The organism is Kitasatospora sp. NPDC047058 (genome assembly GCF_040643935.1).
GTDB lineage: Bacteria > Actinomycetota > Actinomycetes > Streptomycetales > Streptomycetaceae > Kitasatospora.
Window position 1 is genome coordinate 1 of sequence record NZ_JBEYVJ010000143.1, and the last position, 18,140, is coordinate 18,140.

The window sequence follows — 18,140 nt, forward strand, 5'->3', positions numbered from 1 at the left end:
GAGTGGGCGAGTCCCCGCCCCGAGCCGAAGGGGCGCGCCGGTGCCGAAAGGGAGAAGCGAGGACGCCCTGAGGGACGAAGGGCGTTGGAGCGCCGACCGTCGGCACCGGGCCAGAGCGCCCCGGAGGCGAGTGGGCGAGTGACCGACATTAACCGACAGGTCACGAAGCATTCGTGATCGTGAAACACCGGAGCGGCAGATTTGGGGCCATGGAGCACACGGAGCAGCTGACGACGACCGGAACGACGAAGAACCCGACGCCGACCCCCTCCCGTGCCCAGCGGCGCGGTGCCCGCACCCACAGGTGGCGCCGCGACACCGTGGAGCTCGCCGCGGTGTTCCTCTCGGTGACCGCGGCCGACCTGGTGGCCAAGGTCGTGGTGCACGGGCCGGAGGGGCCGGTGGTGCTCGCGACCTCCGCGGTGGCCCTGGTGGCGACGGCGGTCTTCCACAGCTGGTGGTCGCACCGCCACCAGCTGCACGGGCCGCCGGCCCCGGACGCGCCCGCACCCCCGGCCGCCGCGGACGGGCCGCAGCCGTCGGAGGAGCCGGCGAAGGAGCCGTTGCAGGGCCCGCTGCACGACTTCGAGCAGACCTCGCTCTGGCGGGTCCGCACCACCGTGCAGGACTCCCCCGGCAGCCTGGCCCGGGTGTGCACGGCCTTCGCGGAGCAGCAGGTCAACATCGTCTCGATGCAGTCGCACCCGCTGCCGGAGGGCGCGGTGGACGAGTTCTTCGTCCGCGCGCCGCGTTCGCTCACCCGGGCCGACCTGGCCGCGCTGGTGGCGGCGGCGGGCGGGCACGACATCTGGAGCGCCCCGGCCGACGCGCACGACCTGGTGGACGTGCCCACCCACGTGCTGGCGCTGGCGACCCGGACCGCGCTGGACGCCGCCGAGCTGCCGATCGCGCTGCGGCAGCTGTTCGGCCAGTGCACCATCCGGCAGTACCCGGGCGCGGCCGGGCGCGGCGTCGCCGGGGTGGACGGGCACGTGATGCGGCTGCCGGTGCCCTCCGGTGACCTGATCGAGCTCAGCCGCCCGCAGCTGCCCTTCACCCCGACCGAGTTCGCCCGGGCGCAGGCCCTGGTCGAGCTGGACACCCTGCTCGGCCCCCGGGTGCCGGACGTCTCGGCCCGGCTGACCCTGCCCGCCGGGGCCGACCTGACCGTCCGGCGCGCGGACGCGGGCGACAAGGCGGCGGCGCTGGCGATGCACCGGCGCTGCTCCTCCGACACGCTGCGCAAGCGGTACCACGGCCCGGTCCGGGACGCCGACCGTTACCTGGAGCACCTGCTGGACGCCCGGCACGGCCAGGCGCTCACGGTGGAGGCCGCGGACGGGCGGCTCGTCGCCCTCGGGCACCTGATGTGGGACGACGACAGCGCCGAGGTCGCGGTGCTGGTCGAGGACGCCTGGCAGCGGCGCGGGCTGGGGCTGGACCTGATGCGGCGGATGTCGGCGCTGGCGCTGGAGGCCGGCGTGGAGACGGTGTACGCCGTCACCCAGTCCTCCAACACCGGGCTGATCGCGACCATGCGCAAGCTGGCCGCGCCGCTGGACTACCAGGTCGAGGAGGGCACCCTGGTGATCACCGCGCACCTGGCCGAGGCGGCCGAGGAGCTTCCGGTCCCCTGGCCGACCCGGCCAGGCAGGTAAGCGTTTCTTCACCACATCCTCACGGCATGCTCCCGGGCCGGACGGCGACCCCGCCGTCCGGCCCGGGTGCGTGCGGCCCACCAGGGAACCACCGGACCGGGAATCGGCGTCCCCGGCGACGTACGGCCCGTCCGTACACCGCCTTTTCTGACGCACTGTCAGTGTTCACCGGGAGTCGCCGCCGGGGCCGTCGCAGCAGGCGGCGCGGGGTCCGGAGCGTCGACCCCGGCGGTGGAGTCGGTAGGCTGGCCCCGTCCCCGCCGCCCGACGGCTCGTTATCCGGCCCCGGGCGGTGCCGCAGCAAGGAGGAACCACTGAGCATGGCAGGCACCGAATCGGAGCCCACAGGCGCACGCGACGCCTCCCTGCCGGCCCGCGCCAAGATCGCGGTCACGGCCGGCCGGGTGGCCGCCGCCGTGTCCCGCAAGGCCGGCCGCGGAAGCGGCTCGGTGATCGGCGGCAAGGTCGCCCTCAAGCTCGACCCCGATCTGCTCGCCACTCTCGCCGACCACCTCGACGTGGTCCTGGTCAGCGCCACCAACGGCAAGACCACGACCACCCGCCTGATCGCCGAGGCGCTGCGCGCCGCCGGCCCGGTGGTCTCCAACGCCCTGGGCGCCAACATGCCGGCCGGCATCACCTCCGCCCTGGCCGGCGGCTCGGACGCCCGCTTCGGCGTCATCGAGGTGGACGAGAAGTACCTGGCCGGCGTCGCCCGCGACACCCGCCCGAAGGCGATCGCCCTGCTCAACCTCTCCCGCGACCAGCTCGACCGCGCCGCCGAGACCCGGATGATGGCCGAGAAGTGGCGCGAGGGCCTCCAGGACACCGAGGCCGTGGTCATCGCCAACGCCGACGACCCGCTGGTGACCTGGGCCGCCTCCTCCTGCAAGAAGGTGGTCTGGGTGGCCGCCGGCCAGGCCTGGAAGGAGGACGCCTGGTCCTGCCCCGCCTGCGGCGGCGTGATGCAGCGCCCGGGCGACGACTGGTTCTGCCAGGACTGCGGCTTCCGGCGCCCCAACCCGCACTGGGCGCTCCAGGGCACCCACGTGATCGACCCGCAGCGCGGCGCCTGGCCGATCCAGCTGCAGCTGCCCGGCCGCGCCAACCTGGCCAACGCCACCAGCTCCGCCGCGGTCGCGGCCGTCTTCGGGGTCGCCCCGCAGGTCGCGCTGGAGCGGATGCAGTCGGTGACGGCCGTGGCCGGCCGCTACGACGTCGTCCAGTACCAGGGCCGCGACATAAGGCTGCTGCTGGCCAAGAACCCGGCCGGCTGGCTGGAGACCTTCTCGCTGATCGACGGCCCGCCGGCCCCGGTCATCCTGTCCGTCAACGCGCTGGACGCCGACGGCACCGACACCTCCTGGCTCTGGGACGTCGACTACGAGCGGCTCGCCGGGCACCCGGTGTTCGTCATGGGCCAGCGCAAGCTGGACCTGGCCGTCCGCCTCGAGGTCGCCGGGCTGCAGTTCCACGTCGTGGACTCGCTGGAGCAGGCCGTCCGGATGGCCCCGCCCGGCCGGATCGAGGCGATCGCCAACTACACCGCCTTCCAGCAGCTGCGGAAGGTCGTGGCCGGCTGATGCCGGCCCAGCAGCCCCATCGAATGAGCGTGACGGAAGGCCTTCGAGGATGAGTGAGAGCAGCCTGCGCGTGGTCTGGGTCTACCCGGACCTGCTCAGCACGTACGGCGACCGGGGCAACGCCCTGGTCGTGGAGCGCCGGGCCCGCCAGCGCCACCTCAACGTGACGCGGATCGACGTCCGCTCCGACCAGGCGATCCCCACCAGCGGGGACATCTACCTGATCGGCGGCGGCGAGGACCGTCCGCAGCGGCTGGCGGCCGAGCGGCTGCGGGCCGACAGCGGCCTGATCCGGGCCGCCGAGAACGGCGCGATCATCTTCGGCGTCTGCGCGGGCTTCCAGATCATGGGCCACGAGTTCATCAACGACCTCGGCGAGCGCGAGCCGGGCCTGGGCCTGCTCGACGTCTGGACCAGCCGCGGCGAGGGCGCCCGGTGCGTCGGCGACGTGCTGGCCGACGTCGACCCGCGGCTCGGCCTGCCGCAGCTGACCGGCTTCGAGAACCACCAGGGCGTCACCCAGCTCGGCCAGGGCGTCCAGCCGTTCGCCACCGTCACCGTCGGCCGGGGCAACGGCACCGGGGACGGCAGCGAGGGTGCCTGGCGGGACACCGTCTTCGGCACCTACCTGCACGGCCCGGTGCTGGCGCGCAACCCCGCCGTCGCCGACATGCTGATCAAGCTGGCGCTGGACGTCAACGCCCTGCCGCCGGCCGACACCACCTGGTACGACGCGCTGCGCGCCGAGCGCATCGCGGCCACGACGCGCCCCGCGTAGTACGCCCCCCGGCCCGTCCGCTCCCACCGGTTGCCCGCGATGCGGGCACCTGGTCCACGGGCGGGCCGGAACGTACGACAATGGGGCTGCCGGCTGCACACCCTCCTCGGCAGCAGGCTGCACTTCCGCGCGGGGGCGCCGACGGCGCCGCTCCCGCGTCGGCTCCTGCCCGGCCGGACGCAGGCGCCGTATGCTCGACCCCGCGGCCGTTCCGGGTCTTTTCCCCGGACCGGCCGGTCCCTTCACCCCACGGTCGACTCCCCGCCACCACGGCGTGGAACGGCGCCGCTACGGTGACGGTTCGTCGCACCAGCCTGTAGTCCGGCCGTTCCTCGGTTCTGCTCGGGAGTTGCAAAACTATGCGTATTGGAGTGCTGACCAGCGGCGGTGACTGCCCCGGCCTGAACGCGGTGATCCGATCCGTGGTCCACCGGGGGGTGGTCGACCACGGCGACGAGATCATCGGGTTCGAGGACGGCTGGCGCGGTTTCCTGGAGGGCCACCACCGGCCCCTGACCCTGGACTCGGTGAGCGGCATCCTCGCCCAGGGCGGCACCATCCTCGGATCCTCGCGGGTCCAGCCGAGCCACCTGCGCGACGGCGTCGAGCGCGCCAAGCGGTACTGCGCGGACCTCGGCCTGGATGCGGTGATCCCGATCGGCGGCGAGGGCACCCTCAAGGCCGCCAAGCTGATGAGCGATGCCGGCCTGCCGATCGTCGGCGTGCCGAAGACGATCGACAACGACATCGCCGCCACCGACGTGACCTTCGGCTTCGACACCGCCGTCTCGGTCGCCACCGAGGCCCTGGACCGGCTGAAGACCACGGCCGAGTCCCACCAGCGCGTCATGGTCGTCGAGGTCATGGGCCGCCACACCGGCTGGATCGCGCTCAACGCGGGCATGGCCGCCGGCGCCCACGCGATCGTCGTCCCGGAGCGCCCGTTCCACATCGACAAGCTCACCGCCGTCGTCCGCGAGCGCTTCGACCGGCAGAAGAAGTTCGCGATCGTGGTCTGCGCCGAGGGCGCCAAGCCCGAACCCGGCACCATGCACTGGGAGGAGGGCAGCAAGGACATCTACGGCCACGAGCGGTTCACCGGCATCGCCACCCAGCTCTCCCGCGAGCTGGAGCACCGGCTCGGTAAGGAGGCCCGCCCGGTGATCCTCGGCCACACCCAGCGCGGCGGCACCCCGACCGCGTACGACCGGGTGCTCGCCACCCGGTTCGGCTGGCACGCCGTGGAGGCCGTCCACAAGGGCGCCTTCGGCCACATCACCGCGCTGCAGGGCACCAACATCAACCTGGTGCCGCTCGCCGAGGCCGTCGCCGAGCTGAAGACGGTGCCGCAGGACCGCTACCTCGAGGCCGAGACGGTCATCTGACCCGCCCCTCGCCACCCCGGCCCCCGAGCACCCGCCCGGGGGCCGGTGTCGTTCCCGCCCGGCGCGCCGTCCCACGCATTAGCGTGACCGGTGGACCAGACCACCACCGGAAGGGACCGGCCGATGGAGATCCTCGCGTACGGTGTGCAGGCCGACGAGCGGCCGCTGCTGGAGAAGGCGTTCGCGGGCCGGCACGAGCTGCGCTGCCTGGACGTCTTCCTCAACCGCGACACCGCTCCGCTGGCCGCCGGCTACCCGGCCGTGAGCAGCAGCGTCAACGCCGAGCTGGACGCCGGGACGCTCGCCCGGCTGGCCGCCGGCGGCACCAGGCTGGTCGCCCAGCGCTCCACCGGCTTCAACAACATCGACCTGGAGGCCGCCGCCGAGCTGGGCCTGACCGTCGGCCGGGTCTCCCACTACAGCCCGTACGCGGTCGCCGAACACGCCTGGGCCCTGGCGCTGGCCGTCAACCGGCGGCTCACCCGGGCCGCCAACCGCTCCCGCGAGTTCGACTTCCGGCTCGACGGCCTGCTCGGCCGCGACATCCACGGCATGACGGTCGGCGTGATCGGCACCGGCAAGATCGGCGAGTGCTTCGCCCGGATCGCCCACGGCTTCGGCACCGAGCTGCTGGGCTGGGACCTCGCCGAGAACCCGGCCTGCGTCGCGCTCGGCATGACCTACACCGAGCTGCCCGCGCTGCTCTCCCGCGCCGACCTGGTCAGCCTGCACGTCCCGCTGGTGCCGGACACCCGCCACCTGATCGACGCCGCCGCGCTGGCCCGGATGAAGGACGACGCCATCCTGGTCAACTCCAGCCGCGGCGGCCTGGTGGACAGCGCCGCCCTGGTCGAGACGCTGCGGGCCGGCCGGCTCGCCGGCGTCGGCCTGGACGTCTACGAGGAGGAGACCGGCGTCTTCTTCACCGACCGCTCCATCGAGGGCATCTCCGACGACGTGCTGGCCCGGCTGGTCACCTTCCCCCACGTGGTGGTCACCTCGCACCAGGCGTACTTCACCAGCACCGCCGTCGGCCAGATCATCGACGCCACCGTCCGCAACGTCGACGACTTCGCGGCCGGCCGGCGCAACGAGAACACCCTCGTCCCGGCCGTCCACCCGTGACCTAGCCGCGTGGTGCGGTGACCCGCTGCACGGCGTGGACGACGGCCGTGCGGTGCCGGGCCAGCCGGTGCGTCGGCCATGAGCTGCTTCCGCCGGTCCCGCTCATGCCGTCCGCGGCGGTGAACCAGGCCTGGGCCAGGGCCAGGACGAGGGCGAGCAGGTCGGCCGGGTCGAGGTCCGCGTTGATCCGGCCCTGCTGCTGGGCCGTCGCCACGGCCGCGTACTTGGCGCGGTAGGCGGCGGCCTCCAGGTCGGTGGCACCCGGACGCTCCAGCTGCTTCCAGGTGAGCAGCCGTGCCAGGTCGGGTTGGGCGACCAGGAGGTCGAAGACCTGTCCCGCGTAGTCGGGGAGGTTCTCGGCGTCGAAGGGCACGGTCTCCGCGCCCATGGCGAGCGCCCGCTGGATCACGGCGTCGAACAGTTGCTCCTTGTTGCCGAAGTAGACGTAGATCAGCCGTTTGTTCGCCCCGGCCGTCTCGGCGATGCGGTCCACCCGCGCGCCGGCGATGCCGTACGCGGCGAACTCGGCGAAGGCGGCGTCGAGGAGGCGGGCCTTGGTCGCGGCGGAGTCTCGTGCCATGCCACCACCCTAGCAAGTAACTATCCGGTTATTGACATCTTCGGAGAGCCTGTGCACTCTTGACCTATCCAGTTAGTTACATACGACCGGGACGACCGCGACACAAGGAAGATCACGATGGAACTCCGCACGCTCGGCAGCCAGGGCCTCACCGTCTCCGCGCAGGGACTCGGCTGCATGGGGATGAGCGCCTTCTACGGCACCACCGACGAGGCCGAATCGCTGGCCACCATCGACCGCGCCCTGGAACGGGGCGTGACCCTGCTCGACACCGCCGAGGGCTACGGCCCCTTCCTCAACGAGCAGCTCATCGGCAAGGCGCTCACCGGCCGGCGCGAGCAGGCCGTGATCGCCACCAAGACCGGGATCGAGTTCAGCGACGACGGCGTGTGGGGCGGCCTCAACGGGCGCCCCGAGTACATCCGCCGCGCCCTGGACCGCTCCCTGCGCCACCTGAACACCGACCACGTCGACCTCTACTACCTGCACCGCGTCGACCCCGCGGTGCCGGTCGAGGAGAGCGTCGGCGCCATGGGCGAGCTCGTGGCCGCCGGCAAGGTCCGCTACCTCGGCCTGTCCGAGGTGGCGCCGCAGACCATCCGCCGCGCCCACGCCGTCCACCCGCTGACCGCGGTCCAGACCGAGTACTCGCTCTTCGAGCGCGGCATCGAGCACGACGGGGTCATGGCCACCCTGGCCGAGCTCGGGATCGGCCTGGTCGCCTACTCCCCGCTCGGCCGCGGCTTCCTCTCCGGCGCGATCACCAGCCCGGACGACTTCGCCGCCGACGACTTCCGCCGCACCGACCCCCGCTTCCAGGGCGAGAACTTCGACCGCAACCTGGCCGTGGTCGACGAGGTCCGCCGGATCGCCGCCGCCGGGAACGTCACACCCTCCCAGCTGGCCCTCGCGTGGGTCCTGCACCGGGGCGCGGTCGCCATCCCCGGCACCAAGCGCCGCCGCTACCTGGAGGAGAACATCGCCGCCTCCACCGTGACGATCACCCCGGACGACCTCGCCGCCATCGACGCGGTCGCCCCGCACGGGATCGTCTCCGGCGACCGCTACGCCCCCGAGCTGATGCAGACCCTCAACGGCTGAGCACCGGGCGCGCCGTACCCGCCGCCGCGGCCCGGCGCCCCCCGCGGCGGCGGGTACCGGAACGGGCGGGCGGCCCGCCGTCCGGCGGGGCGCCCGGGAGCGGCGTGCCTCCGGCCCGAGAATGCGTCCATGGTTGACAGCACCGGCGTATCGGAAGACCCGCCCGAGCAGGGCGGTGCGGCGAGACTGGTCCTGCTGACGCTGGCGTCGGCGCAGTTCGTGATGGCGCTCGACAGCTCCGTGATGAACGTGTCGATCGCGACGGTGGCGCAGGACGTGGGCACCTCGGTGACCGGGATCCAGGGCGCGATCACCGCGTACACGCTCGTGATGGCCATGCTGATGATTCCCGGCGGCAAGGTCGGGGCGATCATCGGCCGCAAGCGCGCCTTCCTGGCCGGCTGCGTGATCTACGGCGTCGGCTCGCTGACGACGGCGGTCGCCCCGAACCTGCCGGTGCTCCTGCTGGGCTGGTCCTTCCTGGAGGGGGCCGGCGCGGCGTTGATCCTCCCGGCGATCGTGGCGCTGGTCGCGGGGAACTTCGCCGAGCGGAGGCGTCCGGCCGCGTACGGGCTGGTGGCGGCCGCCGGGGCGATCGCGATCGCGCTCGGGCCGCTCATCGGGGGCATCGCGACGACGTACTTCTCCTGGCGCTGGGTGTTCGTGGGGGAGGTGGTGGTCGTCCTCGGCATCCTCGTGCTGGCCCGTCCCATCGCCGACGCACCGCCCGACCGGCGCCCCCGCATCGACGTGACCGGCGCGGTGCTGTCGGCCCTCGGGCTCGGGGTCTTCGTCTTCGGCGTGCTCCGGTCGGACGAGTGGGGCTGGTTCATCCCGAAGCCGGGAGCGCCCTCCTGGTTCGGGCTCTCCCCGGTCGTCTGGCTGATGCTGGCGGGCCTGCTGGTGGTGTGGCTGTTCTTCCGCTGGGAGGACCACCTCATGAAGCAGCACCGGGAGCCGCTGGTCGACCTGACCATGCTGCACAACCGGCAGCTCACGGGCGGCCTCACGATGTTCTTCTTCCAGTACCTGATCCAGATGGGCGTGTTCTTCGTCGTACCGCTCTACCTGTCCGTCGCGCTCGGCCTCTCCGCGCTGGAGACGGGTGTCCGGATCATGCCCCTGTCGCTGACGCTGCTCGCGGCGGCGGTCGGCATCCCCCGCCTCTTCCCCGACGTGTCCCCGCGGCGGGTCGTCCGGCTCGGCCTGCTGGCGATGATCGCCGGTGCCGTCGTCCTGATGGCGGCCCTGGACCCCGGTTCGGGAGCGGAGGTCACCACCGTTCCGCTGCTGCTGGTCGGCCTGGGCATGGGCGCACTCGCCTCCCAGCTCGGGGCGGTCACCGTCTCGGCGGTCCCGGACGAGCAGAACGCCGACGTGGGAGGCGTCCAGAACACCGTCACCAACCTCGGCGCCTCGATCGGCACGGCCCTCGCCGGCTCGATCATGATCGCGGTGCTCACCTCCTCCTTCCTGGGCAACATCGAGCAGAACCCGGCCGTCCCCGACGAGGTCAAGACCCGGGCCACGGTCGAGCTCGCCGGAGGTGTCCCGTTCCTCTCGGACGCCCAGCTCCAGGCCGCACTCGACCAGTCCGGGGCGAACTCGGAGGTGACGCAGGCGGCGCTCGACGCCAACGCGGACGCCCGGATCGACGGCCTCAAGGTCGCCCTGGCCCTCCTCGCACTCATCGGGCTCACCGGGCTGTTCTTCGTGCAACGCATCCCCTCGGCGCAGCCCGGCGCGGCCCCGGGCCGGGGGGCGGGCGAATCGCCGGGGTAAGGCCCGCCTAGGCTGTTCCCGAACCAAAACGGGCGAACCGGACCCACCCAGGGGCCGCGCAGAGGGAAAGCAGGACCCGCCGATGGGCGACGGAATGTCAGGCATGCACCACCACGGCGGCATGCCGCGGCTCGGACCGTTCTCCCTCTCGAACGTCCTGACCTGGTCCCCCGACTGGGTGTTCCTGATCGGCAGCCTGCTCGCGCTGGCGCTCTACGGGGCGGGCGTGGTCCGGCTGTACCGGCGCGGCGACCGCTGGTCCGTCGGCCGGACCGTCGGCTGGGTGGCGGGCACCGGCTCGGTGATCCTGGTCACCTGCACCGGGCTGAACGACTACGGCATGGTGCTGTTCAGCGCGCACATGATGCAGCACATGGTGCTCTCCATGCTCTCGCCGATCCTGCTGCTGCTCGGCGCGCCGATCACGCTGGCGCTGCGCGCGCTGCGCCCGGCCGGCAAGGGCCGTCCGCGCGGGCCGCGGGAGCTGCTGGTGGCGCTGCTGCACAGCACCTACGTCAAGGTGGTCTCGCACCCGGCGTTCACCATCCCGCTGTTCATCGCGAGCCTCTACGGCGTGTATTTCACCCCGCTGTTCGACTTCCTGATGCAGTACCGCCTCGGGCACATCTTCATGATGGTGCACTTCCTCGCCACCGGGCTGGCGTTCTTCTGGCCGATCATGGGCGTGGACCCGGGCCCGAACCGGCCCGGCCACGTGATGCGGATCATCGAGCTGTTCATGGGGATGCCGTTCCACGCCTTCTTCGGCGTCGCGGTGATGATGGCCGCCCACCCGCTGGTGACCACCTTCACCGAGGACGGCGCCCCGCCCGGGACGGACCTGCTGGAGGACCAGAAGCTGGCCGGCGGGATCACCTGGGCGTTCGGCGAGATCCCGACCGCGATCGTGCTGATCGCGCTGGTCTACCAGTGGATGCGGTCCGAGCAGCGGCTGTCCCGACGCCGCGACCGCGCCGAGGACCGCAACGGCGACGCCGAGCTGGCGGCGTACAACGCGTACCTGGCCTCGCTGGACAAGCGCGGCCAGCGCCCGGCCCCGGCGGCCGACGCCGGCTGAGCCCGCCGCACCACCGAGGACCCCCCGCCCGACGCCCGGGCGGGGGGTCCGGCGTTTCCGGGGTCAGCCGTTCCGGGGTCCGGCGTTTCCGGTGGTCAGGCGGCCGGTCCGGCCTGGCGGGCCAGGCCGGCCACCAGGATGTCCAGGCCGAACTCGAACCGCTCGCCCTCGACGTTGCGGGTGAGGGCGGTCGCCATCGAGGTGATCATCGGGTAGCGGTCGACCGGGATCGTCGCGAAGTACCCGCGGACCTGGTCGGTGAACTCCTCGGAGTTCCCGCCGCCGCGGGTCGACGCCTCGAAGGTGGTCGCGGTGGTGTACAGGCCGAGCAGGTCCACCCCGTAGGCGGCCGTCTGCTCGTCCAGGCCGCCCGCCCGCAGCATGCCGAGCATGGCCTCGGCGATGTCCATCGCGTGCGGCGTCATCGGGACGTTGGCGACCACGGCGGCCTTGGCGAGGTCCCGGTGGCCGAGCAGGACGTCCCGCGAGCGGCGCAGCAGCCGCTTGATCTGGTCCTGCCAGTCGGCCGGGTCCGGCTGCTCCAGCTCGACCTCGGAGTAGGCGAGGTCGAGGACCAGCTCGATCAGCTCCTCCTTGTTGCCGACGTGCGCGTAGAGGCTGGCCGCGCCGGTGTGGAGCTCCTGGCCGACCCGGCGCATGCTCAGTGCGTCCATGCCCTCGGTGTCGACGATCCGCAGCGCGGCCTCGACGATCCGCTCACGGGTCAGCGGCTGGCGCCTCGACGTGCCCTGCTCCCTCGCCGGCCAGTGCGCCGACCAGCTCGAACGCGGGGCGGCACTGGTCATGGGGGGCTCCTTCGTGGTCGGCGACGGACCCCACACTACTTGACACGAACGCCGTTCCATGGGAGAACACTGTTCGTTGCGAAAAACAGTGTTCGTTCGGGCGAACGAGGTTCGCCCAGCTCCCAGCATCCGGAGAGCCCACCCATGACCAGTCAGACCCTCCCTCCCCCGGCCACCGGCACGGCCGCCGGGCCCGAACCGGCCGGCTACCGGCTGCGCTGGGCCGCGCTCGCCGTCATCCTGGCCGCCGAGGTGATGGACCTCCTCGACACCACGATCGTCGGCGTCGCCTCCCCCGCCATCCAGCGCGACTTCGGCGGCACCGAGGCACAGATCCAGTGGATCTCCGCCGCCTACACGCTCGCCTTCGCCGTCCTGCTGATCACCGGCGGCCGGCTCGGCGACCTCTTCGGCCGCAAACGCCTCTTCGTCACCGGCGCGGCCGGCTTCACCGCCGCCTCGGTGCTCTGCGCCGCCTCGGCCGGCGCGGGCACCCTGATCGCCGCCCGGACCGTCCAGGGCCTGTTCGCCGCCCTGCTGATCCCGCAGGGGCTCGGCCTGATCAAGGCGATGTTCCCGCCGAAGGAGGTCGGCGCCGCCTTCGGCCTGTTCGGCCCGGTCCTCGGGCTCTCCTCCGTCCTCGGGCCGACCCTGGGCGGCTACCTCACCGACGCCGACTGGTTCGGCACCGGCTGGCGGATGGTCTTCCTGATCAACCTGCCGCTCGGCCTGCTCGCGGTGCTCGCCGCGGTGAAGATCCTGCCCGCCAACCACACCACCCGCAGCGCCGGGGCCGGGCGGCTCGACCCGGTCGGCGTGCTGGTGCTCAGCGCCGCCGTGCTGCTGCTGGTCTACCCGCTGGTGCAGGGCCGCGAGCTCGGCTGGCCGCTCTGGACCTACCTGGCGATGGCCGCCTCGCTGCCGGTGCTCTGGCTCTTCACCGTCCATCAGCGCCGGGTGCTGCGGCGTGGCGGCACCCCGCTGATCGAGCCCTCGCTGTTCGCCAAGCGGGCCTTCACCTCGGCGCTCGCCACCGGGCTGGTCTTCTTCGCGGCGCTGTCCGGCCTGATGCTGACCTTCACCCTGTACCTGCAGCTCGGCCTCGGCTGGACCCCGCTGCACTCCGGCCTCAGCATGATCCCGCTCTCGCTCGGCATCGTGGCCGGCGCGGTCCTCTCCGGCGGTTTCCTCGGCCCCCGCTACGGCCGCCGGGTGCTGCACGCGGGCATGGCCGTGGCCACCGCGGGCGTGCTCGCGCTCTGGGCCTCGGTCGAACACTGGGCCGGCGGCCTGACCAGCTGGGAGCTGATCCCCGGCCTCGCGCTCACCGGCTTCGGCCTCGGCCTGATCATGGCGCCGTTCTTCGACATCGCCCTGGCCGGCGTCGAGGAGTCGGAGACCGGCTCGGCCTCCGGCGTGCTCAACGCCCAGCAGCAGCTGGGCGGCTCGATCGGCGTGGCGCTGCTCGGGACGGCCTTCTTCGGCTGGGCCGGAACGGACGGCTTCCGGCACGCGGCCGGCTGGACCTTCGGGCTCACCGCCGTCCTGCTGGCGCTCGCCTTCGCCGTCGCCTTCCTGCTCCCCCGCCAGGCGCGCCCGGAGGGCGGGCACTGATCCCGGCGGCCTCCGCGCCGTCCGGCCGACGAACCCCCGCCACCGGCGGGGGTTCCGGCTGGGGTTCCGGCGTCTAGGCTCGGAGACCATGCGCACCCTGTCGATCGTCGCCGTCCTGCTCGGCGGGTACGCCCTGCTCTGGCTGCTCGGCTTCCTCGGCTGGGCGCTGTACGACCGGCGGCGGCCGGACCCCGCCGGGACCGACTTCCTCGTCGTGCTGGGCGCCGGGCTGGACGACTGCGAGCCCGCCCCGCTGCTGGCCGCCCGGCTGGAGGAGGCGCTCGCCCGGTACACCGCCGAGGAGGCCGCCGGCCACGCACCGCTGCTGCTGGTCACCGGTGGCAAGGGCCCGCTCGACGCGTGCACCGAGGCCGCCGCGATGGCCCGCTGGCTGACCGCCCGGGGTGTGCCCGCCGAACGGGTCCGGCGCGAGGAGCGGGCCGCGAACACCACCGAGAACCTGCGCTTCAGTGCGGCGCTGATGGCCGCCGAACGGCCCGGCTACCGCTGCACCGTGGTCACCAGCGGGTTCCACGTCCCCCGCTCGGCGCTCGCCGCCCGCCGGGCCGGCGTCCCCGGCCGGGTGGCCGGCGCGGACGGGCTGCTGGCGCACGGCCCGTACCCGCTGCTGCGCGAGGTGGTCGCGACGGCGCTGCTCTACCCGCGGGCCAACGGCGCGGCCGTCCTGCTGCTGGCCGGGGCCGGCGCACTGCTCGGCCTCACCTGAACCGCCGTGCGGCCCGGAAGAGCGCGGGCCGCACGGCGGCACGGGAAGGCCCCCGGGTCCGCACACACGGACCCGGGGGCCTCCCGGTACCTCAACCCGGCTGTGGTCAGCCGAGGTTGGCCAGCGCCTCGTTGAAGGTCTTCGACGGACGCATCACGGCCGCGGCCTTGGCCGGGTCCGGCTGGTAGTAGCCACCGAGGTCGACGGCCGAGCCCTGGACGGCGATCAGCTCGTCGACGATGGCCTGCTCCTGCGAGGTCAGCGCCTCGGCCAGGCCCGCGAACGCCTGGGCCAGCTCGGCGTCGGCGGTCTGCGCGGCCAGCTCCTGGGCCCAGTACATGGCCAGGTAGAAGTGGCTGCCGCGGTTGTCGATGCCGCCGAGGCGGCGGCTCGGCGACTTGTCCTCGTTGAGGAAGGTGCCGGTGGCGCGGTCCAGCGTGTCGGCCAGCACCTGGGCGCGGGCGTTGCCGGTGCTGGTGGCGAGGTGCTCGAAGCTGGCGGCCAGCGCGAAGAACTCGCCCAGGCTGTCCCAGCGCAGGTAGTTCTCCTTGACCAGCTGCTGGACGTGCTTCGGGGCCGAGCCGCCGGCGCCGGTCTCGAACAGGCCACCGCCGTTGATCAGCGGGACGACCGACAGCATCTTGGCGCTGGTGCCCAGCTCCAGGATCGGGAAGAGGTCGGTCAGGTAGTCACGCAGCACGTTGCCGGTCACCGAGATGGTGTCCTCGCCGCGGCGGATGCGCTCCAGCGAGAACTTGGTGGCCTCGACCGGGGACTTGATCTCGATCTGCAGGCCGGTGGTGTCGTGCTCCGGCAGGTAGGTCTTGATCTTCTCGATCAGGACGGCGTCGTGCGCGCGGCTCTCGTCCAGCCAGAAGACGGCCGGGCTGCCGGTGGCGCGGGCGCGGGTGACGGCCAGCTTGACCCAGTCGCGGATCGGCAGGTCCTTGGTCTGGCAGGCGCGGAAGATGTCGCCGGCCTGGACCTCCTGCTCCAGCACGACGTTGCCCTCGGTGTCGACCAGGCGGACGGTGCCGGCGGCCGCGATCTCGAAGGTCTTGTCGTGGCTGCCGTACTCCTCGGCCGCCTGGGCCATCAGACCGACGTTCGGCACCGAGCCCATGGTGGCCGGGTCGAAGGCGCCGTGGGCGCGGCAGTCGTCGATGACGGCCTGGTACACGCCGGAGTAGCTGCTGTCCGGCAGCACGGCGAGGGTGTCGGCCTCGTTGCCGTCCGGGCCCCACATGTGGCCGGAGGTGCGGATCATGGCCGGCATCGAGGCGTCGACGATGACGTCGCTCGGCACGTGCAGGTTGGTGATGCCCTTGTCCGAGTCGACCATGGCCAGGGCCGGGCCGTCGGCCAGCTCGGCCTCGAACGAGGCCTTGATCTCCTCGCCCAGGTGCGGCACCTTGTCCAGGCCCGCGAGGATGCCGCCGAGGCCGTTGTTCGGGTTCAGGCCCGCGGCGACCAGCACCTCGCCGTACTTGGCGAAGGTGGCCGGGAAGAAGGCGCGGACCACGTGGCCGAAGACGATCGGGTCGGAGACCTTCATCATGGTGGCCTTGAGGTGCACCGAGAACAGCACGCCCTCGGCCTTGGCGCGGGCCACCTGGGCGGCCAGGAAGTCGTTCAGGGCGGCGGCGCGCATCACCGAGGCGTCGACGACCTCGCCGGCCAGCACCGGGACCTTCTCGCGCAGCACGGTGGTGGTGCCGTCCTGGCCGGCCAGCTCGATGCGGAGCGAGCCGTCCTGGGCGATCACGGCGGACTTCTCGGTGGAACGGAAGTCGTTCTGGCCCATGGTGGCGACGTTGGTCTTGGACTCGGCGGTCCAGGCGCCCATGCGGTGCGGGTGCGTCTTGGCGTAGTTCTTGACCGACGCGGGGGCGCGGCGGTCCGAGTTGCCCTCACGCAGGACGGGGTTGACGGCGCTGCCCTTGACCTTGTCGTAGCGGGCGCGGACGTCCTTGTCCTCGTCGGTCTGCGGGTCGTCCGGGTAGTCCGGCAGCGCGTAGCCCTGCGCCTGCAGCTCGGCGACGGCCGCCTTCAGCTGCGGGATGGAGGCCGAGATGTTCGGCAGCTTGATGATGTTGGCGCCCGGGGTCTTGGCGAGCTCGCCCAGCTCGGCGAGGGCGTCCTCGATCCGCTGGCCCTCCGCCAGACGCTCCGGGAAGCTCGCGATGATCCGCCCGGCCAGGGAGATGTCGCGAGTCTCCACCTGCACACCCGCCGTCGAGGCGTAGGCCTGGACCACGGGCAGGAACGAGTACGTTGCCAGGGCAGGCGCCTCGTCGGTGTGCGTATAGATGATGGTCGAGTCAGTCATCGGTACTCCGCTTCACGTCTCCAACGTCTTGACGTCAAGATATCTCGTGACCGCCCCTCCGCTCCACCTCCCCCCGGTCCTGGAGCAAATGCGGGCGCCCGTCGCAGGTCCGCGGCGGTCAGGTCCACCGTGGTCCCGGGACGGGCGCGGGGCAAGCGGAGCGGCCTCCGCGGACGGGCGGCGGTGTCACGCGCCGGCGGTGAGGGCGGCCAGCCGGGCGTCGAACTCGGCCTCGTCGGCCAGGAACCAGAGGTGGCCGCCGCGGTTGCTCTCCCGGACGAAGTCCTGCAGCGCGGTGCTCGCCGCGGTGTGCCGGGAGATGTCCCCGACGACGGCGAGGCCGATGCGGTAGTTGACGAACTTCTGCACGATGCCCCCGGCGATGCGGGTGCTCAGCCGGAAGAAGTCGTCCCCGAAGCGGGCCGCCGGGACGACCACCCAGGTGGCGCCGTGCCCGAACGCGTCGCCGATCACGTCCGTGGCCTCCCGCTCGCCCAGGATCGGCGCCCCCTCGGCGGGCAGGCGCAGGACGGTGACCTCGTGGCGGTCAGACATGCCGGTTCTCCTCGATGAGCAGGTGGACGATGGTGAGCAGTTCGGCGGTGTCGGCCAGGCCCCCGAGCACGATCACCTTGAGGGTCTCGCGTTCCTCGTTGTGCACGGTCTCGACCCGCAACGGGATGCCGCCCTCGCGCGGGCCGGCGATCGCCGCCATGACGGTGTTGGCCAGGCGGGCGGCCTCCGTCCGGCCGACCCCGTCCACCTGGACGATCGCGGACACCTCCGCGTGGCGCCGCTCGGGGACGGGCGGGGCGGCCGGGGCGGCCGGGGCCCCGGTGAGGGCGTCGAGGTCCGCGGCGGCGATCCGGTACTGCTTGCCGATCCTGGTGGCCCGGAGCCGGCCGTCCCGGATGTAGCCGCGGACGGTCCGCACGTGCAGGCCGAGCAGTTCGGCCACCTGTTCCACCGAGTAGTACTGCGGCATCCCGCGCCCCTCCTTTCACCCTTCGCTTTCCTTCCCCAACGTACCATCAAGTAGGTCAGGAAAGGGAAGAATAGGGAAGCCTGCCCGGCGGCCCGCCGACGGGAGCGTCAGAAGTCCGTCAAGACGGCGCGGCATTCGGTCAACGCTGCGTATGGACGGCGGCCGGGCGCCCGGTGCCGCCCTAGCGTCGGGGGAGCAGTTCCGGCAGGCCCACCACTCCTCGGGAGCACCCGCATGGCCCGCGTCGTCTGGCACGTCCCGGTCACCGTCACCGGACGCACCACTGCCCTCCGCCTGTTCCGCCTCCGCGACGGCCGCCGCTGTGCGGTCGGCTTCGCCACCGCCGAGGCCCTCACCGCACTCCTCGGCCCGGACCAGGCGTTCACCGAGCTCGGCGAACCGGCCCTGCGGGCGCTCACCGCACCGCTCGGCGTGGACGCCCTGGTGGTGGACCCACGGCTGGTCGCGCCGCCGGTCACGGCCGGCCGCGCCCCCGCCCCGGCGGCCCGCCTCCAGCCCCGGTGACCGCCCTGCACCTGCTCCCCGGCGGCGCCGAGCCGCAGCCCGGGGGAGCCCGGCACCTGCACGCCATCGCCCGGGTCGGCTTCG

General features: G+C 72.8%; 16 protein-coding genes. 11 read left to right on the forward strand and 5 right to left on the reverse strand.

All coding sequences use genetic code 11. The features are described from left to right. Positions 1-209 precede the first annotated feature (209 nt). The 5 genes from ABZ885_RS21480 (at position 210) to ABZ885_RS21500 (ending at position 6,529) form a co-directional block, all read left to right on the forward strand. Positions 210-1,658, forward strand: coding sequence for a GNAT family N-acetyltransferase (locus ABZ885_RS21480; RefSeq protein WP_360190808.1), 1,449 nt, complete (start codon positions 210-212; stop codon positions 1,656-1,658). A 320-nt stretch (positions 1,659-1,978) separates the two neighbouring features. Then, positions 1,979-3,241, forward strand: coding sequence for a MurT ligase domain-containing protein (locus ABZ885_RS21485; protein ID WP_360190811.1), 1,263 nt, complete (start codon positions 1,979-1,981; stop codon positions 3,239-3,241). Between the two features lie 49 nt (positions 3,242-3,290). After that, positions 3,291-4,019 carry a glutamine amidotransferase gene (locus ABZ885_RS21490; protein WP_360190814.1) on the forward strand — a complete coding sequence of 243 codons (729 nt, stop codon included), beginning with the start codon at positions 3,291-3,293 and terminating at the stop codon, positions 4,017-4,019. Positions 4,020-4,378: 359 nt separating this feature from the next. After that, positions 4,379-5,404, forward strand: a complete 1,026-nt coding sequence (locus ABZ885_RS21495; RefSeq protein ID WP_360190817.1) for a 6-phosphofructokinase — start codon at positions 4,379-4,381, stop codon at positions 5,402-5,404. A gap of 123 nt (positions 5,405-5,527) precedes the next feature. Beyond that, the gene (locus ABZ885_RS21500; protein ID WP_360190820.1) at positions 5,528-6,529 is read left to right on the forward strand and encodes a 2-hydroxyacid dehydrogenase; all 1,002 of its coding nucleotides are present in this window, start codon (positions 5,528-5,530) and stop codon (positions 6,527-6,529) included. 1 nt (position 6,530) lies between these two features. Here ABZ885_RS21500 and ABZ885_RS21505 read toward each other — a convergent pair whose 3' ends face one another. Beyond that, positions 6,531-7,109, reverse strand: coding sequence for a TetR family transcriptional regulator (locus tag ABZ885_RS21505; protein WP_360190822.1), 579 nt, complete (start codon positions 7,107-7,109; stop codon positions 6,531-6,533). Between the two features lie 117 nt (positions 7,110-7,226). Here ABZ885_RS21505 and ABZ885_RS21510 point away from each other — a divergent pair, with 117 nt between their 5' ends. The 3 genes from ABZ885_RS21510 (at position 7,227) to ABZ885_RS21520 (ending at position 11,070) form a co-directional block, all read left to right on the forward strand. Further along, positions 7,227-8,210, forward strand: a complete 984-nt coding sequence (locus tag ABZ885_RS21510; protein ID WP_360190825.1) for an aldo/keto reductase — start codon at positions 7,227-7,229, stop codon at positions 8,208-8,210. A gap of 129 nt (positions 8,211-8,339) precedes the next feature. Further along, positions 8,340-9,992 (forward strand): MFS transporter, encoded by a 1,653-nt coding sequence (locus tag ABZ885_RS21515; RefSeq protein WP_360190827.1) that lies wholly within the window; start codon positions 8,340-8,342, stop codon positions 9,990-9,992. A gap of 103 nt (positions 9,993-10,095) precedes the next feature. After that, positions 10,096-11,070, forward strand: coding sequence for a cytochrome c oxidase assembly protein (locus tag ABZ885_RS21520; RefSeq protein WP_360190850.1), 975 nt, complete (start codon positions 10,096-10,098; stop codon positions 11,068-11,070). Positions 11,071-11,165: 95 nt separating this feature from the next. Here ABZ885_RS21520 and ABZ885_RS21525 read toward each other — a convergent pair whose 3' ends face one another. Further along, positions 11,166-11,876 (reverse strand): TetR/AcrR family transcriptional regulator, encoded by a 711-nt coding sequence (locus ABZ885_RS21525; protein WP_360190830.1) that lies wholly within the window; start codon positions 11,874-11,876, stop codon positions 11,166-11,168. Positions 11,877-12,020: 144 nt separating this feature from the next. Here ABZ885_RS21525 and ABZ885_RS21530 point away from each other — a divergent pair, with 144 nt between their 5' ends. Beyond that, a complete protein-coding gene (locus ABZ885_RS21530; protein ID WP_360190833.1) occupies positions 12,021-13,490 on the forward strand; it encodes an MFS transporter in 1,470 nt (489 codons plus the stop codon). An 88-nt stretch (positions 13,491-13,578) separates the two neighbouring features. After that, on the forward strand, positions 13,579-14,217 hold the full coding sequence (locus ABZ885_RS21535) for a YdcF family protein (protein ID WP_360190836.1): 639 nt from the start codon (positions 13,579-13,581) through the stop codon (positions 14,215-14,217). A 106-nt stretch (positions 14,218-14,323) separates the two neighbouring features. Here the strand turns inward: ABZ885_RS21535 and ABZ885_RS21540 are convergent, their stop codons facing one another. The 3 genes from ABZ885_RS21540 to ABZ885_RS21550 all read right to left on the reverse strand — a co-directional run bounded on the left by ABZ885_RS21540 (position 14,324) and on the right by ABZ885_RS21550 (position 17,531). Next, positions 14,324-16,546, reverse strand: a complete 2,223-nt coding sequence (locus ABZ885_RS21540) for an NADP-dependent isocitrate dehydrogenase (protein ID WP_360190838.1) — start codon at positions 16,544-16,546, stop codon at positions 14,324-14,326. A 186-nt stretch (positions 16,547-16,732) separates the two neighbouring features. Further along, a complete protein-coding gene (locus ABZ885_RS21545; RefSeq protein ID WP_360190841.1) occupies positions 16,733-17,101 on the reverse strand; it encodes a DUF4180 domain-containing protein in 369 nt (122 codons plus the stop codon). Beyond that, positions 17,094-17,531: a helix-turn-helix domain-containing protein gene (locus tag ABZ885_RS21550; protein ID WP_360190844.1), complete on the reverse strand. Its 438-nt coding sequence runs from the start codon at positions 17,529-17,531 to the stop codon at positions 17,094-17,096. Before ABZ885_RS21550 ends, ABZ885_RS21545 begins: the two co-directional genes overlap by 8 nt. 234 nt (positions 17,532-17,765) lie before the next feature. On the opposite strand from ABZ885_RS21550, the gene ABZ885_RS21555 reads away from it, so the two are divergent. Next, positions 17,766-18,056: an SAV_915 family protein gene (locus ABZ885_RS21555; RefSeq protein WP_360190847.1), complete on the forward strand. Its 291-nt coding sequence runs from the start codon at positions 17,766-17,768 to the stop codon at positions 18,054-18,056. The last annotated feature ends 84 nt before the right edge of the window (positions 18,057-18,140 follow it).

Bases quoted from the DNA above. Each gene is read 5' to 3' on its own strand.
- ABZ885_RS21480 (WP_360190808.1), top strand. From the start codon at position 210: ATGGAGCACACGGAGCAGCTGACGACGACCGGAACGACGAAGAACCCG.
- ABZ885_RS21485 (WP_360190811.1), top strand. From the start codon at position 1,979: ATGGCAGGCACCGAATCGGAGCCCACAGGCGCACGCGACGCCTCCCTG.
- ABZ885_RS21490 (WP_360190814.1), top strand. From the start codon at position 3,291: ATGAGTGAGAGCAGCCTGCGCGTGGTCTGGGTCTACCCGGACCTGCTC.
- ABZ885_RS21495 (WP_360190817.1), top strand. From the start codon at position 4,379: ATGCGTATTGGAGTGCTGACCAGCGGCGGTGACTGCCCCGGCCTGAAC.
- ABZ885_RS21500 (WP_360190820.1), top strand. From the start codon at position 5,528: ATGGAGATCCTCGCGTACGGTGTGCAGGCCGACGAGCGGCCGCTGCTG.
- ABZ885_RS21505 (WP_360190822.1), bottom strand. From the start codon at position 7,109: ATGGCACGAGACTCCGCCGCGACCAAGGCCCGCCTCCTCGACGCCGCC.
- ABZ885_RS21510 (WP_360190825.1), top strand. From the start codon at position 7,227: ATGGAACTCCGCACGCTCGGCAGCCAGGGCCTCACCGTCTCCGCGCAG.
- ABZ885_RS21515 (WP_360190827.1), top strand. From the start codon at position 8,340: ATGGTTGACAGCACCGGCGTATCGGAAGACCCGCCCGAGCAGGGCGGT.
- ABZ885_RS21520 (WP_360190850.1), top strand. From the start codon at position 10,096: ATGCACCACCACGGCGGCATGCCGCGGCTCGGACCGTTCTCCCTCTCG.
- ABZ885_RS21525 (WP_360190830.1), bottom strand. From the start codon at position 11,876: ATGACCAGTGCCGCCCCGCGTTCGAGCTGGTCGGCGCACTGGCCGGCG.
- ABZ885_RS21530 (WP_360190833.1), top strand. From the start codon at position 12,021: ATGACCAGTCAGACCCTCCCTCCCCCGGCCACCGGCACGGCCGCCGGG.
- ABZ885_RS21535 (WP_360190836.1), top strand. From the start codon at position 13,579: ATGCGCACCCTGTCGATCGTCGCCGTCCTGCTCGGCGGGTACGCCCTG.
- ABZ885_RS21540 (WP_360190838.1), bottom strand. From the start codon at position 16,546: ATGACTGACTCGACCATCATCTATACGCACACCGACGAGGCGCCTGCC.
- ABZ885_RS21545 (WP_360190841.1), bottom strand. From the start codon at position 17,101: ATGTCTGACCGCCACGAGGTCACCGTCCTGCGCCTGCCCGCCGAGGGG.
- ABZ885_RS21550 (WP_360190844.1), bottom strand. From the start codon at position 17,531: ATGCCGCAGTACTACTCGGTGGAACAGGTGGCCGAACTGCTCGGCCTG.
- ABZ885_RS21555 (WP_360190847.1), top strand. From the start codon at position 17,766: ATGGCCCGCGTCGTCTGGCACGTCCCGGTCACCGTCACCGGACGCACC.